The 15,902-nt window shown below is 67.8% G+C and carries 17 protein-coding genes; 14 read left to right on the forward strand and 3 right to left on the reverse strand.

The annotated features are described in order from the left end of the window. The first annotated feature begins 9 nt into the window (after positions 1–9). The 6 genes from UU7_RS02345 to UU7_RS02370 all read left to right on the forward strand — a co-directional run bounded on the left by UU7_RS02345 (position 10) and on the right by UU7_RS02370 (position 6,361). Entirely contained in the window at positions 10–1,041 is a 1,032-nt protein-coding gene (locus UU7_RS02345) for an aspartate-semialdehyde dehydrogenase (RefSeq protein WP_007805011.1), read from the forward strand. Between the two features lie 136 nt (positions 1,042–1,177). After that, on the forward strand, positions 1,178–1,357 hold the full coding sequence (locus UU7_RS18190) for a hypothetical protein (protein ID WP_007805012.1): 180 nt from the start codon (positions 1,178–1,180) through the stop codon (positions 1,355–1,357). Positions 1,358–1,528: 171 nt separating this feature from the next. Further along, entirely contained in the window at positions 1,529–3,859 is a 2,331-nt protein-coding gene (locus UU7_RS02355; RefSeq protein WP_007805013.1) for a motility hub landmark protein FimV, read from the forward strand. A 101-nt stretch (positions 3,860–3,960) separates the two neighbouring features. Then, positions 3,961–4,731 (forward strand): tRNA pseudouridine(38-40) synthase TruA, encoded by a 771-nt coding sequence (gene truA / locus UU7_RS02360; RefSeq protein ID WP_007805014.1) that lies wholly within the window; start codon positions 3,961–3,963, stop codon positions 4,729–4,731. After that, positions 4,728–5,351: a phosphoribosylanthranilate isomerase gene (locus UU7_RS02365; RefSeq protein ID WP_007805015.1), complete on the forward strand. Its 624-nt coding sequence runs from the start codon at positions 4,728–4,730 to the stop codon at positions 5,349–5,351. The genes truA and UU7_RS02365 overlap by 4 nt, the downstream gene beginning before the upstream one ends. Before the next feature lie 5 nt (positions 5,352–5,356). Next, complete coding sequence (locus UU7_RS02370; protein ID WP_007805016.1) at positions 5,357–6,361, forward strand: cupin-like domain-containing protein; 1,005 nt, start codon at positions 5,357–5,359, stop codon at positions 6,359–6,361. 14 nt (positions 6,362–6,375) lie between these two features. Here the strand turns inward: UU7_RS02370 and UU7_RS02375 are convergent, their stop codons facing one another. Further along, positions 6,376–7,269 carry a LysR family transcriptional regulator gene (locus UU7_RS02375; protein ID WP_007805017.1) on the reverse strand — a complete coding sequence of 298 codons (894 nt, stop codon included), beginning with the start codon at positions 7,267–7,269 and terminating at the stop codon, positions 6,376–6,378. 126 nt (positions 7,270–7,395) lie between these two features. On the opposite strand from UU7_RS02375, the gene trpB reads away from it, so the two are divergent. From trpB to accD, 3 genes are read left to right on the forward strand one after another with little or no spacing between them, the layout of a single operon-like run. Then, the gene (gene trpB, locus UU7_RS02380) at positions 7,396–8,607 is read left to right on the forward strand and encodes a tryptophan synthase subunit beta (RefSeq protein WP_007805018.1); all 1,212 of its coding nucleotides are present in this window, start codon (positions 7,396–7,398) and stop codon (positions 8,605–8,607) included. Further along, a complete protein-coding gene (gene trpA / locus UU7_RS02385; RefSeq protein WP_007805019.1) occupies positions 8,604–9,404 on the forward strand; it encodes a tryptophan synthase subunit alpha in 801 nt (266 codons plus the stop codon). The genes trpB and trpA overlap by 4 nt, the downstream gene beginning before the upstream one ends. Positions 9,405–9,450: 46 nt before the next feature. Then, positions 9,451–10,320, forward strand: coding sequence for an acetyl-CoA carboxylase, carboxyltransferase subunit beta (accD, locus tag UU7_RS02390; RefSeq protein WP_007805020.1), 870 nt, complete (start codon positions 9,451–9,453; stop codon positions 10,318–10,320). A gap of 456 nt (positions 10,321–10,776) precedes the next feature. Here accD and UU7_RS02395 read toward each other — a convergent pair whose 3' ends face one another. Beyond that, entirely contained in the window at positions 10,777–11,340 is a 564-nt protein-coding gene (locus tag UU7_RS02395) for a phosphatase PAP2 family protein (RefSeq protein ID WP_007805021.1), read from the reverse strand. Further along, complete coding sequence (locus tag UU7_RS02400; protein WP_040672752.1) at positions 11,309–12,469, reverse strand: glycosyltransferase family 4 protein; 1,161 nt, start codon at positions 12,467–12,469, stop codon at positions 11,309–11,311. The genes UU7_RS02395 and UU7_RS02400 overlap by 32 nt, the downstream gene beginning before the upstream one ends. A gap of 113 nt (positions 12,470–12,582) precedes the next feature. On the opposite strand from UU7_RS02400, the gene UU7_RS02405 reads away from it, so the two are divergent. The 5 genes from UU7_RS02405 (at position 12,583) to UU7_RS02425 (ending at position 15,863) form a co-directional block, all read left to right on the forward strand. Then, on the forward strand, positions 12,583–13,017 hold the full coding sequence (locus UU7_RS02405) for a DUF4399 domain-containing protein (RefSeq protein ID WP_007805023.1): 435 nt from the start codon (positions 12,583–12,585) through the stop codon (positions 13,015–13,017). A 66-nt stretch (positions 13,018–13,083) separates the two neighbouring features. Next, a complete protein-coding gene (gltX, locus tag UU7_RS02410; protein ID WP_007805024.1) occupies positions 13,084–14,484 on the forward strand; it encodes a glutamate--tRNA ligase in 1,401 nt (466 codons plus the stop codon). 33 nt (positions 14,485–14,517) lie between these two features. Continuing rightward, complete coding sequence (locus UU7_RS02415) at positions 14,518–14,820, forward strand: hypothetical protein (RefSeq protein WP_007805025.1); 303 nt, start codon at positions 14,518–14,520, stop codon at positions 14,818–14,820. Positions 14,821–14,848: 28 nt separating this feature from the next. Then, entirely contained in the window at positions 14,849–15,334 is a 486-nt protein-coding gene (locus tag UU7_RS02420) for a transcriptional repressor (protein ID WP_007805027.1), read from the forward strand. Between the two features lie 94 nt (positions 15,335–15,428). Next, the gene (locus UU7_RS02425; RefSeq protein ID WP_007805029.1) at positions 15,429–15,863 is read left to right on the forward strand and encodes a MerC domain-containing protein; all 435 of its coding nucleotides are present in this window, start codon (positions 15,429–15,431) and stop codon (positions 15,861–15,863) included. Positions 15,864–15,902 lie beyond the last annotated feature (39 nt).

The raw sequence follows: 15,902 nt of genomic DNA on the forward strand, positions 1-15,902 counted from the left end.
AGCCACCCCATGAGTCAGAAGAGCAGTTACAAGGTCGCCATGGTCGGCGCCACCGGTGCGGTCGGCGAGACCGTGCTGGCGATCCTCGCCGAGCGCGATTTCCCGGTCAGCGAGCTGGTGCCGCTGGCCAGCGAGCGTTCGGCCGGCGGCAAGGTCAGCTTCGCGGGCCGGGACATCACCGTGCAGTTGCTGGACACCTACGATTTCGAAGGCGTCGACATCGCGTTCTTCTCCGCGGGCGGTTCGGTCAGCCGCGAATACGCGCCGCGGGCAGCGGCAGCCGGCGCGGTGGTGATCGACAACACTTCCGAGTTCCGCTACCAGGACGACATTCCGCTGGTGATCAGCGAGGTCAACCCGCACGCGATCGCCCAGTACACCAGCCGCGGCATCATCGCCAACCCGAACTGCTCGACCATGCAGATGCTGGTGGCGCTGGCGCCGATCCATCGTGCGGTGCAGATCGAGCGGATCAACGTGGCCACCTACCAGTCCGTTTCCGGCGCGGGCCGCAGCGGCATGGAGGAGCTGGGGCGGGAAACCGCGGCCCTGCTGAACTTCCAAAGCGTGGAGCCGGGCAAGAAATTCCCGGCGCAGATCGCGTTCAATGTCATCCCGCAGATCGACGACTTCCAGCCCAACGGCTACACCAAGGAGGAAATGAAGCTGGTGTGGGAGACCCGCAAGATCCTGGAGGACGAGTCGATCCAGGTGAATCCGACCGCGGTGCGGGTACCGGTGTTCTATGGCCATTCCGAGGCCGTGCACATCGAGACCAGCGAAAAGATCACCGCCGAGCAGGCCCGCGAACTGCTGCGCCAGGCGCCGGGCGTGGTGCTGGTGGATGAGCGCAAGCCGGGTGGCTATCCGACCCCGGTGGGCGAGGCTGCCGGGGCGGACGGGGTCTTCGTGGGGCGGGTGCGCGAAGACATCTCGCACGATCGCGGGCTGGACCTGTGGATCGTGTCGGACAATATCCGCAAGGGCGCGGCGCTCAATGCGGTTCAGATCGCCGAGTTGTTGATCGAGGACTATCTCTGAAATGCGTTTGATCCAGGTATTTGTATTTGCATGCCTTGTGTCGGCCGGTGCCGCCTGGGCGACGGCCCAAGCTCCGGCCCCGGCCTCGGCGCACGCGCAGCCGGGAGCCGCTGCTGCCGCCCGGGACGGGGGCGGGGTGCAGCGCAAGGTGGCGCGCAGCGAGGCCGAGGTCAAACGGCTGGAACGCGACGTGCAACGGCGGGAATCGGACAGCAAACGGGCCGGCGAACGCCTGCAGGAGCAGGACAAGACGATCGCCGAGCTGCAGAAGCAGCTGCAGGAATTGCAATCCGGCCAGTCCGGCGGGCAGCATTGAAAGGCGTTGCCGGGGTGAGAACACACCGCAGCAATGCATCGCAAGTATTCGTCGCGCCTATTGTTGATTGGCCTTCATGTAACTAAAGTGGCACCTCGATTGGGGTCGTGGTCGTCAATCGCGGCAACGCCAACCTAGAGAGTTGCGTCAGGATCGTTCGGGGGAACACGCATGAATCGTTCGTTGAAATTGTCGGTGCTGATCGCGCTGGCGCTGGGCACCAGCCAGGCGATGGCCATGGATCTGGGCCAGATCCAGGTCAAGTCGGCGCTGGGCCAACCGCTGCTGGCCGAGATCCCGCTGCATTCGGACAATCCGGCGGAGCTGCAGAATCTCAGCGTCCAGCTGGCTTCCACCGAGGAATTCGCGCGCGCCGGCATCGTGGGCGGGCGCACCTCGATCCCGCTGCATTTCAGCGTGGCCAACGCCGGCGGCACCCATCCGGTGATCCGCATCACCAGCAGCACGCCGGTGGACGATCCCTTCCTCGACCTGTTGCTTGAGGTGAACGGCAAGGCCGGCAAGAGCGTGCGCGAGTACGCGATCCTGCTCGACCCGCCGAATGCCGCCGCGAAGGCCCCGGTGGCGGCGACTCCCGCCCCCGTCCGGTCCGCGCCCCACCCGAAGGCTCCCGTCGCCATGGCGCCGAAGGCGACTGCGCCTGCGGCAAGGCCGGCCGCGCCCGTGGCCGGCAACGGCCAGCTCGGTCCGGTCGAGCGCGGCCAGACCCTGTCCGGCATCGCGCGCGAGGTGGCTCCGTCCGGCGTCGACGTGCAGCAGATGATGCTGGCGCTCAAGCAGGCCAACCCTGATGCGTTCTACCGCGACAACATCAATGCATTGAAGAGCGGCGCGGTGCTGCGCGTGCCGACCTCGGCCGAGGCGCAGGCGATGACCATCGCTGCCGCTGCCGCCGAAGTCCGTCGCCAGAACAGCGACTGGCGCGCCGGCGTGCCCGGCAAGCCCACGATCGTGGCCGATGCCGCTACCCGTGCGTCGAGCTCCGATGCTTCCACCGCCGCTGTCGGCAACGGCGACCGGCTCGCGCTGGTGCCTGCCAGGCAGGGCAGTGGCGCCGGAACCCAGGGCACGGGGGCTGGCGACAAGTCCTCTGCCAGCCTGCGCCAGGATCTGCTGCGGAGCCAGGAAAGCCTGGCCAGCCTGCAGCAGCAGAGTTCGGACCTGAAGACCCGGCTGAAGGACCTCAGCGACATCAACAGCAAGAACGAACGACTGCTGTCGCTGAAGGACAACGAGATCGCCGAACTGCAGGCCAAGCTGGCCGCAGCAAGGAAAAGCGCCGGCATGCCGGCGGTTGCCGCCAGTGCGGCCAAGGTGGCAGCTGCTCCCGCACCTGCCGCGGCCGCGCCGGCTGCCAGGACCGAGCTTGAAGCGACCCATGCCGGCACGACCATGACGCCGCCTGCGACCGCCACGCCGGCGTTGGCATCCACTGCGGCCAGTGCGCCGGTTTCCTCCGCCACCACGGTGACCACGCCGCTGGCGGACTCGGCGGCCGTCAAGCCGGTCGAGCCGGTCAAGCCGCCAGTGACCAGGCCGGTCGCGCCGCGTCCCGCGCCGACTCCCGCGCCGGTCGAGGAACAGCCGTGGTACATGCAGACCTGGGCATGGGCTGCCGGTGCTGCCGCGGTCGCGCTGCTGGTCCTGCTGGCGATGCTGGGCCGTCGGCGCAAGCCGGCTGCCGCCGCGGCAGCCAAGTCGTCCACCTCGCTGGCCGACCGTTTCGGAGCCGTCCCCGGCGCTGCCGAGCAGGATCTGCTGGGCGACGATGTCGACCAGGAAGAGCTGCTCGACCAGCTGGCCGAGCATCCGGATGACATCGGCCTGCACCTGGAACTGGTCACGCTGTATTACTCGCGCCGCGACGTCGACCACTTCGAGGCGGCTGCCGAGGCAATGCATGCCCACATCACTGACCCGCAGCAGGACGAGTGGCAGGACGTGCTGCACATGGGCGAGGACCTGGTGCCCGGTCACCCGCTGTTCGACCACCACGAGGCGTCCACCACGCACGACGAGGCCGACGCCCATGGCGAGTTCAACATCGACGACTACGCCGATGCGAGCGACGCGCCCACCGTGGTCTCCTCGATGCCGCCGCTGCCCGGCGCCGGCCCGAAGAAGGTCAGCGAGTACAACTTCAACTTCGACCTGACCCATCCCGCCGCGACGCCGCCGGCGCGTCCGGAAGCGGCGCCGGAAGATGTCACGGTGGTGGCGCCCCGCGCTCCCACAGCACCGGCGGAGCCGGCTTCGGACTGGAATTTCGAGGAGGCCGAGCGTGCCCCGGCGAGCCACGACGATGACCGGGATCTCGGTGACTTCAACGACGATCCGGTGGACACCAAGCTCGACCTGGCACGTGCCTACGTCGACATGGGCGACGCCGAGGGCGCCCGCGCCATGCTGGGCGAGGTGATGAAGGAAGGCAGCCAGATGCAGCGTGACGTGGCCAAGCGGCTGCTGGACAGCCTGCACTGAGTTTCCTGCTTTGCTTGTGTGGCATCGGGCCGGCCTAGCCGGCCCGATGCCGTTTTGGCCTGCTAATCTTCGACGTTTCCCCCTCAGGTTCTGCACGATCCATGCGTATCGCTCTGGGCATCGAGTACGACGGCACCGACTTCTGCGGCTGGCAGCGGCTGAAGCAGGATGTCAGCGTGCAGGGTGCGCTGGAGCGGGCGCTGTCGATGGTGGCCGCGCATCCGGTCGAGGTCAGCTGCGCCGGGCGCACCGACGCGGGCGTGCATGGCCGCTGCCAGGTCGTGCATTTCGATACCGACGCCAACCGCGACATGCGTGGCTGGATACTGGGCAGCTGCTCCAACCTGCCGAACAGCGTGGCCGTGCTGTGGGCGCAGCCGGTACCGGACAGTTTCCATGCGCGTTACGCCGCGCGCAGCCGGCGCTACCGCTATCACCTGCTGAACCGGCCGGTGCGCGCGGCGCTGGATGCGCGCTACGTCACCTGGGAGCGCCTGCCGCTGGACGCCGAGCGCATGCATGTCGCCGCCCAGTCCCTGCTGGGCGAGCATGATTTCAGCGCATTCCGCGCCTTGTCCTGCCAGGCGGCGCACCCGCGGCGAAGCGTGCTGGCGGTGAGCGTGCGACGTGAGGGCGAGCAGCTGTTCGTGGAGATCGAGGCGAATGCCTTCCTGCATCACATGGTGCGCAATATCGTCGGTTCGCTGCTGCCGATCGGCCGCGGCGAACAGCCGGTCGAATGGATGGGCGAACTGCTGGCCGGCCGTGACCGCCAGGTGGCCGGCCCCACCGCGCCGGCTTCCGGCTTGACCTTCATCGGTCCACGCTATGAGCGCCACTGGCATCTGCCGGACGAGGTCAGCCAGCCATGACCCGGATCAAGTGCTGCGGCATGACCCGGGTCGACGACGCCGTGCTCGCCGCACGGCTGGGTGTCGATGCGATCGGGCTGGTGTTCACCGCGCGCAGTCGACGGCAGGTCGGCCTGGCGCAGGCCCGCGACATCGTCGAGTCGTTGCCGCCTTTCGTGGCGACCGTGGCCTTGTTCATGGACGACGAGGCGAGCCTGGTGGAGCGGGTGCTGGAGCAGGTGCGGCCATCGCTGCTGCAGTTCCACGGCGAGGAAACCGACCCCTGGTGCGCGCAGTTTGGCCATCCATTCCTGAAGGCGCTGGCGATGGGCGAGGGCGCCGCCGGTCTGTCGCGCCGGCACGACTATCCGCATGCCGTCGGCCTGCTGCTGGATGGCCATGCCCGTGGCGAGGCCGGCGGCAGCGGCAAGGCGTTCGACTGGTCGCTGCTGCCGCCAGTGCGCGAAAAGCCGCTGATCGTTGCTGGCGGGCTGGGGCCGGGCAACGTGGCGGAAGCCGTGCGCATGGCCCGGCCATGGGCGGTGGACGTGGCCAGTGGCGTGGAATCCGCGCCCGGCATCAAGGATCCGGCACGGCTGGAAGCCTTCGTTCGCGCGGTGCGCGCGGTTGACGCGGAGTAGACCGCATGCCGGCTGCGATCGAGGAATATGGCCAGCGTGGCCAGCCACTCGAACTGGACGACCTGGTCGGCGGTGAGCGGCCTCGGGTCATCCGCGGGCTGTGCCGCGACTGGCCGCTGGTGGGCTGGGCGCGGCAATCGGATACGGCGCTGGCGCAAGGCCTGGCCGCGTGGGACAACGGCAGCGACGTCGATGCCTTGCTGATGGCGCCGGCAGAGGGCGGCGTGATCGGCTACAACAGCGCCTTCGACGGTTTCAACTATCAGCATCACCGGGTCTCGGTCACCCAGGTGCTGCAGCGGCTGGCCGCCTGCAGCCGACTGCCCGACCCGCCCGGTCTGGCCTTGCAGAGTGCCTTGATCGCCGAGTGCTTGCCGGGTTTTCTCGAACACCATGCACTGGCTTTCCTCGATCCGCAGGTCCAGCCGCGCCTGTGGATCGGCAATCGCGTCACCACCCCGGTGCATTTCGACGAATACGCCAACATGGCCTGCGTGGTCGGTGGCAGCCGGCGCTTTACCCTGTTTCCCACCGATCAGGTGCGCAATCTCTACATCGGGCCGCTGGATTTCGCTCCCACCGGGGCGGCGATCAGCCTGGCCCGGCTGGACCATGTCGATGATCCGCGTTTCCCGCGCTTGCGCGAGGCGCTGACCCATGCACAGGTGGCCGAACTGCAGCCGGGCGACGCGATCTACATCCCGCCGCTGTGGTGGCATCACGTGGAGTCGTTGCAGCCGCTCAACGCGCTGGTGAATTACTGGTGGATTCCCGGCAGCGGCCGTGGCCGCGCCATGCCGACGGCGCTGGATGGCCTGCTTCACGCCATCCTCAGTTTCAAGTCGCTGGACCCGGCCGATCGCGCGGCCTGGCGCACGCTGCTGGAGCACTACGTATTCGGCGAAGAAGACCCCGCGGCACACATTCCCGCATCGGCGCGCGGCGTGCTGGGGCCGCTGACGCCAGCGCGGGCCGAGCAGCTGAAAGAGATGGTCCGTCGCTATCTGTAACGCGTCGCCGCGGCTCAGCCGCCGGCCAGTTCCTGGCGCAGCCACTGGGCCAGTGCGTCGGCGCGACGGTCGCCGGAGCGCTGCGGCTTGGCCAGGATCCAGTGGCCCGTGGTGGGCTGGAATCCCCACGGCGCCAGCAGTCGCCCGGTCGCCAGGTCGTCGGCCACCAGCGGCGCCGGCGCGATCGCCACGCCCAGCCCGGCGATGGCCGCTTCCAGCAGATGGTAGAGGTGCGGAAAGCCCGCGCCGCCAGGTGGGCGCGAGGGCGGCAGATCCATGCCACGCAGCCAGTCCGGCCAGGCCTGCGGGCGCGAGGTGGTGTGCAGGACCGGCTCGTCGAGGAGGCGGGCGGGCGGCTGTCCCTGCAGCTGCGGCCAGCCGCTGTAGCGCGGGCTGACCACCGGGCCGATCCGTTCCGGCGCCAAGGTGTCGACCTGCCAGCCCGCGGGCCACGGCGGCGCCGACAACAGCAACAGGGCGTCCAGCGTGCCCAGTTCCGCAACGGGCGATGACTCCTGTGCCGACAGATGCAGGCGCAGCCCGGGCAGGTCGTGCGCCAGCCGGTCCAGCCGCGGGATCAGCCAGCGCGCCAGCAGGCTGCTGGCGCAACCGAGCACGAACGGTGAGTGCTCGTGGTGATGACGCAGGGCAGCCCAGCTGTCGCGCAATTGCTCGAAGGCGAGGCCGGCGCCCGCGTGCAGCTGTTCGCCCGCCTCGGTCAGTGCCAGTCCGCGGCCCTGGCGCGAGAAAAGTGGTCGGCCCAGCGCTTCGTCGAGCAGGCGCAGTTGCCGGCTGACCGCGCCATGGGTGACGTGCAGTTCCGTCGCGGCCCGGCCCACGCTGTGCAGTCGCGCCACCGCCTCGAAGGCGCGCAAGGCATTCAACGGTGGCAGTTCGCGCCCTGACATGATTGAGTTTTCCTGAGGTATGGAGGCGATCTTATCGCTTTTCCGCACGGTCAACACTGCGATAACCTTCAGGGCATTCCCGATCCGATGATCGGGATCTTCAGTTTTTCGCACAGGAATCCCGCCATGCCCACGATCCAGGACTACCACCGCTGGCCCGACGAGCACGGCCGCTTCGGCAACTACGGTGGCAGTTATGTCGCCGAGACGCTGATGGCGCCGCTGGCCGAGCTGGGCGAGGCCTACGAGCGCCTGCGCCAGGATGCAGGCTTCCTCGCCGAACTCGACCGCGACCTGCAGCACTACGTGGGGCGGCCCAGTCCGGTCTATCACGCCGAGCGGCTGTCGCAGCATGTCGGGGGCGCGCGCATCCTGCTCAAGCGCGAGGACCTCAACCACACCGGCGCGCACAAGATCAACAACACCGTCGGCCAGGCGCTGGTGGCCCGGCACATGGGCAAGCGGCGGATCATCGCCGAGACCGGTGCCGGCCAGCATGGCGTGGCCAGCGCCACCGTGGCCGCCCGCCTGGGCATGCAGTGCGTGGTCTACATGGGCGCGGTGGACATCGAGCGGCAGAAGATCAACGTCTACCGGATGAAGCTGCTGGGCGCCGAGGTGGTGCCGGTGACGTCCGGTTCGAAGACGCTGAAGGATGCGCTGAACGAGGCGATGCGCGACTGGGTCACCAACGTGGCCGACACTTTCTACATCATCGGCACGGTGGCCGGCCCGCATCCATACCCGAAGATGGTGCGCGACTTCAACGCCATCGTGGGGCGCGAGGCGCGGGCCCAGGTGCTGGCGCAATACGGCCGCCTGCCCGACGTGCTCACCGCCTGCGTGGGCGGCGGCTCGAATGCGATCGGCCTGTTCCACGCCTTCCTCAATGATGCCGATGTGCGCATCGTCGGCGCCGAGGCGGCAGGCGAGGGCATCGCCACCGGTCACCACGCCGCTTCGCTGGCTGCGGGTCGCCCCGGCGTGCTGCATGGCAACCGCACCTATGTGCTGTGCGACGACAACGGCCAGATCACCGAGACGCATTCGATTTCGGCCGGACTCGACTATCCCGGCGTCGGCCCCGAGCACGCGTTCCTGAAGGACGCCGGGCGCGCCGAGTATGTCGGCGTGACGGATGACGAGGCGATGGAGGCATTCCACCTGCTGGCCCGCACCGAAGGCATCCTGGCCGCGCTGGAGTCCAGCCATGCGGTCGCCCAGGCGATGAAGCTGGCGCGCGAGCTGCCGAAGGACGGCATCGTGCTGTGCAACCTCTCCGGTCGCGGCGACAAGGACGTGCACACGATCGCCGCGCGCGAAGGAGTCGAGGTATGAGCCGCATCGATCGCCGCTTCGCCAAACTCAAGGCCGCCGGCCGCACCGGGCTGATCCCCTTCGTCACCGCCGGTGATCCCGCGCCCGCGCACATGGTCGCCCTGATGCATGCGCTGGTCGATGCCGGCGCCGACCTGATCGAACTGGGCGTGCCGTTCTCCGATCCGATGGCCGACGGTCCGGTGATCCAGCACGCCAGCGAGCGGGCGATCGCCCAAGGGGTCGGACTGAAGGAGGTGCTGGACTGGGTCGGCGAGTTTCGCGGGCGCGATGCAGACACGCCGATCGTGCTGATGGGCTATCTGAATCCGGTCGAGATCCATGGCTACGCGCGCTTCGCGCAGGAGGCCGTGGCGGCCGGCGTCGATGGCGTGCTGCTGGTGGATTGCCCGCTGGAGGAATCGGCCGTGCTGCAGCCGCTGCGCGTTGCCGGATTGCAGCAGATCCTGCTGGCCGCACCCACCACCGCACCCTCGCGTATGGCGCAGCTGTGCGGTTCGGCCGAGGGTTTCCTGTACTATGTCTCGTTCGCCGGCATCACCGGTGCGGCACACTTGAGTACCGGCGATATCGCCGCACGCGTGGCGGACATCCGCACCCGGGCGAAGGCGCCGGTGGCGGTGGGCTTCGGCATCCGCGATGCGGCAAGCGCGAAGGCGATTGCCGGTTTCGCCGATGCGGTGGTGATCGGCAGTGCGCTGGTCGAGCGGTTGTCGGGTGCCACCGACGCGGCGGAAATCACCGCCCGTGCGCAAGGTTTCCTGCAGCCGATCCGTGCGGCGCTGGATGCACACTGAAACGGTCGCCTGGCCGTTTCGGGTCAGGAACGTTTGAGGTGTTGCGATGAATTGGCTGCAGAAGATCATGAACCCGCGGACCCGTCCGCAGGGAACCAACGGCGGCAAGGGTTCGGTGCCCGAGGGTGTGTGGGAGAAGTGCGGTGGTTGCGGCACCGTGCTGTACAAGCCGGAGCTGGAGCGCAACCTGATGGTGTGCCCCAAGTGCGGCCATCACCATTACATCAGCGCGCGGATGCGGCTCGATGCACTGCTCGACGATGGCTCGGCGCAGGAACTGTGGGCCGGCCTCGAGCCCACCGATCCGCTGAAATTCCGCGACTCCAAGAAGTACCGCGACCGCATCACCTCGACCCAGAAGAAGGTCGGCGAGAAGGACGCGATGGTCGCCATGAGCGGCAAGCTCAAGGGCCGGCCGTTGATGGCGGTGGCCTTCGAGTTCGCCTACATGGGGGGCTCGATGGGTTCGGTGGTCGGCGAGAAATTCGCCCGCGCCGCCGAGCGCGCGCTGGCCGACAGGAGCGCCCTGGTGTGCTTCTCCGCCACCGGCGGCGCGCGCATGCAGGAGGCGCTGTTCTCGCTGATGCAGATGGCCAAGACCTCGGCGGCGCTGGCGCGCCTGCGCGATGCCGGCGTGCCCTACATCAGCGTGCTGACCAACCCCACCACCGGCGGCGTCTCCGCCAGCCTGGCGATGCTGGGCGACATCAACATCGGCGAGCCGAAGGCGCTGATCGGTTTTGCCGGTCCGCGGGTGATCGAGCAGACCGTGCGCGAGACCTTGCCGGAGGGTTTCCAGCGTTCGGAGTTCCTGCTCGACCACGGCGCGATCGACATGATCGTCGACCGCCGCGAGATGCGCGACAAGCTGGCCGACCTGCTCGGCATCCTGACCCGGGCCGATCGCGCGGCCTGAGTCGAGGCATTCGATTGGTCATGAGCGATGCCGCCTGCGGGCGGCATCGTCGTATCCGCCGCAGGGTTTTCCACAGCGGCTGTGGAAGTGTTGCGGCAAACCCTGTGGACAAGCACGATTGCCCACTTGCCGATCAGTGACTTGCTACGCGCTGGTCACCAATTGTCCAACTCGTGGTGAGCGGTTTCGCGCGTTCCCCGCATGCGTGCGGCGCAAGTTGTCCACAGTTGGTGTGGGTGCCTTCTGTACAAGCCTGTGGACAACCGTCGTTCGCCTTTTGCCGGCAGACACTTGGCTCACTTTGTCGATTTCTTGAGCGGTCGCGCGAAGTTCTCCACAGCGATTGTGGAGCGCGCCGGGTAAAGCCTGTGGACAAGTAGGCTATCTGCCTGAGCGCAAAGGAACTCGCTACGGCGTGCGCAAAGCCTGCACAGCGAACCGGCTCGGTGAGGCGGCTCAGATCGTCATCGGCCACAGCCAGATCGACGCGCCACCCACGCCGCCGCCAAGCACGATGGCGGCGAGCACGTCGCTGGGATAGTGCAGCCCCAGGACCACGCGCGAAACTCCCACCAGCGTGGTGAAACCCAGCAGCAAGGGTGCCAGCTGCGGATACCAGGCCAGTGCCACCACGGTGAACCCCACGGCCTGCAAGGTATGCCCGGAAGGGAAACTGAATTCGTCCAGCGGCGGCATGCGGGCGATCACGCCGGGGCAGGCGCGGTAGGGGCGCGGTCGCCGGGTCCAGCGCTTGAGCACGCGGTACAGCAGCAGGGCCGCCAGGCCGGTGAGTGCCATGTGCAAGGCCGCTGCCAGGCCGCGCTGACCACCGAGCATGGCCAGTGCAAGCATCAGTGTGTACCAGAACACGCCGTCGCCGAGCCGGCTGACGATGCCGAAGAGCATGCCTACCACGCGTCGCCCGCCCCAGTGATTGGCGAACACGCAGACGCGGCGATCCAGGGCGAAACGCGGCCCGGGCAGGAGATCAGAAGTGGGCAGTGACGGCGGCGTGCTCATGCAGGTTCTCCTCGGCCATCTCGCGCAGCAGGGTTTCGAAATCGCGGATCACCGATTCCGGTGAAAGCCCGGCCACGCTGGCGCGGGCGGCGCGGCCCATGTGACGGATCAGGGCCGGGTTGCCGGCCAGCCGCACTGCCGCATCGATGAAGCCCTGCGCGTCGCCGGATTCGATGCCATAACCGTTGACGCCGTGGTCGAGATGTTCGCGTGCCGCGCCTTGCGCATACGCGACCACCGGCAGGCCGGCGGCGAGAGCCTCGATGATCACGTTGCCGAAGGTTTCGCTGAGGCTGGGGAACGGAAACAGGTCGGCGCTGGCGACGTGGCGCGCCAGCGCTTCGCCGCGCTGCATCCCGGCGAAGATGAAGTCCGGGTGCGCCGCCTGCAGTGCGGCCCGCGCCGGACCATCTCCTACCCAGAGGTAGCGCGCCTGCGGCTGTCGATGGCGGATCGCGTCAAAGGCCTCGATCGCCAGTTCGAGATTCTTTTCCGCCGCGATGCGTCCCACGTAAAGCACCACGGGTGTGGCGGCGTCGACGCCCCAGCTGGCGCGCAGGGCGTCGTCGCGCCGACCCGGATGGAAGAGCTGCGTGTCCACGGCGCGACGCAGCACGCGCGCGTTGGCGATACCCATGGCGTGCAACTCCCGTGCGAGCGTGTCGGTCGGCACCAGCGTGGCGGCGGTGCGCTGGTGAAAGCGGCGCAGGTAGCCGCGCAGCAGCGGTGCGAGAAGGCCCGCGCCGTAGTGGCTGGCGTAGTGATCGAAGCGGGTGTGGAAGCCACTGCACAGCGGGATATCCAGTTGCCTGGCGGCGCGTGCCGCCGACCAGCCGAGCGGGCCTTCCGTGGCGACATAGACCACGTCGGGCCGCTGCTGCATCCATTGCCGCTGCAACGCACGTCCGGCTGGCCAGCCGAAGCGCAAGCCGGGATAGCGGGGCAGGGCGGCGCCGCGCAACTCGATCACATCGATGCCCGGTTCGGCGCGGGATGGTTGCGGCTGATGCGGCCGCACCAGCTGGATCTCATGTCCGCGCGCGGCAAGACCAGTGGCGAAGCCATGCACGGTCAGCGCGACCCCGTTGATCTCGGGTGGATAGGTTTCGCTGACAATCCCGATGCGCATGACCATGTCCGTGCCGGTTTGCCGCAGCATCGCCGCCCGGCGTTGCGACGGCATGGCGGAGGCATGACGTGGTGCTTACACTGAAGCCTGTTTTCTTCCGCTGGAGACCGACGATGAAACGCATCCTGCTTGCCCTGGCGCTGACGGGCCTGACCGCCACCGCGGTCGCCGCCGATGCTCCCGTCCTGCCCGCCACGGCCGCGCCGGCCGGTGCGGAGGTCTACATCATCTCGCCCGTCGATGGCGCCACCGTGGGTCAGGAAGTCACCGTGCGATTCGGCCTGAAGGGCATGGGCGTGGCGCCGGCCGGCATCGGCAAGGAGCACACCGGCCACCACCACCTGCTGGTCGACGTGAAGGATCTGCCCGCCGCGGGCCAGCCGATTCCCGCCGATGCCAACCACATCCACTTCGGCGGTGGCCAGACCCAGGCCACGCTGAAGCTCGCGCCGGGAACGCATACGCTGCAACTGGAACTGGGCGACCAGCATCACGTGCCGTTCAAGCCGGCGCTGGTGTCGAAGAGGATCACCATCCACGTCAAGTGATCAGGCGCGGACGGGTGTCGCAGATCGGTTAAAATCGGCAGCTTCGCCTTCGCTGCCGATATCCCGATGACCGTACGCACCCGCTTCGCCCCCAGCCCCACCGGTTTCCTGCACATCGGCGGTGCGCGCACTGCGCTTTATTGCTGGCTCGAATCGCGCCGTCGCGGCGGTGAATTCATCCTGCGCATCGAGGACACCGATCGCGAGCGTTCCACCGACGAGGCCGTGCAGGCGATTCTCGACGCCATGCACTGGCTGGGTCTGGACGCCGACGAGGGTCCGTTCTACCAGACCCAGCGACTGCAGCGTTACAAGGAGGTTGCCGACCAGCTGCTCGCCGCCGGCCACGCCTACTACGCCTACGAGAGCAAGGCCGAAATCGAGGCGATGCGCGAGGCCGCGATGGCGGCGGGCGAGAAGCCCCGCTACAACGGTCACTACCGCGACCGCAACGAGCCTTTCCGCGAAGACCCCAACCGGGTGATCCGCTTCCGCAACCCGCACGAGGGTTCGGTGGTGTTCGAGGACAAGGTGAAGGGCCGCATCGAGTGGGCCAACACCGAGCTGGACGATCTGGTGATCTTCCGCTCCGACGGCTGGCCGACCTACAACTTCGCCGTGGTGGTCGACGACATCGACATGGGCATCACCGAGGTGATCCGTGGCGACGACCACGTCAACAACACGCCACGCCAGATCAACATCTACAAGGCGTTGGGCGCGCCGGTGCCGGAGTTCGCGCATCTGCCGATGATCCTGGACAAGGAAGGCAAGAAGCTGTCCAAGCGCACCAGCGCGGTCAGCGTGATGGACTATCGCGCCGACGGCTTCCTGCCTCACGCGATCCTCAACTACCTGGTGCGGCTGGGCTGGTCGCATGGCGACCAGGAAATCTTCTCGCGCGAGGAGATGATTGCGCTGTTCGACATCGGCCACTGCAACAAGGCCGCCTCGCGTTTCGACACCGAGAAGCTGGCCTGGCTCAACCAGCATTATCTGAAGACCGACGAGCCGCAGTCGCTGGCGGCCGAGTTCGAATGGCACCTGCAGCGCGCCGGCATCGATTTCAGCCAGGGCCCCGCGCCGGTCGACGTCATCGTGGCCTTGCGCGACCGGGTGCACACGCTGAAGGAAATGACCGAGCGCGCGGCGATCTGGTACGGCCCGATCACCGAGTGGGACGACAAGGCCGTCGCCAAGCACCTGAAGAACGACAGTGCGCCGACCGTGCTGGAAGCGGCGAAGTTGCTGCTGGCCGAATGCGAATGGCAGCCCGGGCCGATCCACCAGGTGATCGAGCAGGTGGCGGCGAAGCTGGAACTGGGCATGGGCAAGATCGCCCAGCCGTTGCGGGTGGCGATCACCGGCACCCAGGTATCGCCGTCGATCGATCAGACCCTCTATCTGGCCGGTCGCGCCGAGGCGCTCAGGCGCATCGACGCCGCCATCGCGATGGCCCGCGGCTGATGCGGCTTCGGTCGATGGCGCACTGAGCGCGGCATGGACGAATGGCTGGCCAGGGCCACCCACGGCGTCGATCCCGACGCACCGGGCGCGTTCTGGCACGTCTTCTTCAACCTGTTGAATATGCTGCCGTGGGCAGCCATGTTCTGGTGGAACCTGCTGTTTGTCGCGGTGGGAGCCTTGCTGGGCTGGTGGCGCGGACGCCTGCTGGAAAGCATCGTCTGGGCCTGGGTGCTGGGGCCGATCGGCTGGATCGTGATCCTGCGCAAGTCCCGCCGGCCGCCACTGGCGAAGCCACCGCCGCTGCCACAGGGCCGCCGCCCGGTACCACGCAGGTAGCGGTGTATGATCCCCATGAGGTGACATCTTGAGCCACGACGCCGCCAACAACCATCCGCGCCACGCGCACCACCACGACGACGCGAAGGGCTTCGTGCGTGCCGTGGAGCATGCCAGCGAGGAGCGCGGTCTGCGCCTCACCCCGCTGCGCAAGGAAGTGCTGGAACTGATCGCCGCCGCGCACAAGCCGGTGAAGGCCTATGACCTGCTCGACCAGTTGCGCGAGAAGCACGGCAATGCGGCGCCGCCCACCGTCTACCGCGCGCTCGACTTCCTGCTCGAGAACGGCTTCATCCACAAGCTGGAATCGATCAACGCCTTTGTTTCCTGCCATCACCCGGCCGAGGCGCACCAAGTGCCGTTCCTGATCTGCGACGTCTGCTCCAGCGCGCAGGAAGTTTGCGACGAGCGGGTGGCGGACCTGATCGAGGCGCAGGCGAAGGCGCTGGGGTTTCGGCCGCAGGCGCAGACCCTGGAAGTGCACGGCACCTGCCGGAACTGCCGCAAGGGCTGAGGTGCTTCTTCGGGGCTGGCGAAGCGAAGTGTTATAAAGTAACATGTGGTCACCGGACATGGAGTCGCCCCGTCGGGCGGCGCCGGGTCAATCGATGAATCCCGAGCAGTCGAACAAATCCCGCTGGTGGCACCTGGCCGATCGCGTTGGCGCGATGGCCTCGTTCCTGTGCGCGATCCACTGCGCCTTGCTGCCGTTCGTGCTGGCCCTGCTGCCGCTGATCGGCCTGGAATTCCTGGCCGACCACCGCTTCGAGCGCATCTTCGTGCTGTGCGCCTGCGTGCTGGCATCGCTGGTGCTGGTGCGCGGTTTTCGTCGGCACCGGCGCAGCCTGCCGCTGCGCCTGGCGGTGCCGGGACTGTCGCTGCTGCTGCTCGGCATCGCCTTCATCGACCTGGGTTCGCCGATCCTGCACAGCGTGCTGGTGACTTGCGGCGGCATGCTGCTGGCGGCGGCGCACTTCGCCAACCTGCGGCTGGACAGCCTCGGCGACAGCGTTCACGAGCACGGTCCGCAGTGCGCGCATTGATCACGGGTGATTGTGTAACGGCGAAGCCCGTTCCTAGCA

This window comes from Rhodanobacter spathiphylli B39, from assembly GCF_000264295.1.
GTDB lineage: Bacteria > Pseudomonadota > Gammaproteobacteria > Xanthomonadales > Rhodanobacteraceae > Rhodanobacter > Rhodanobacter spathiphylli.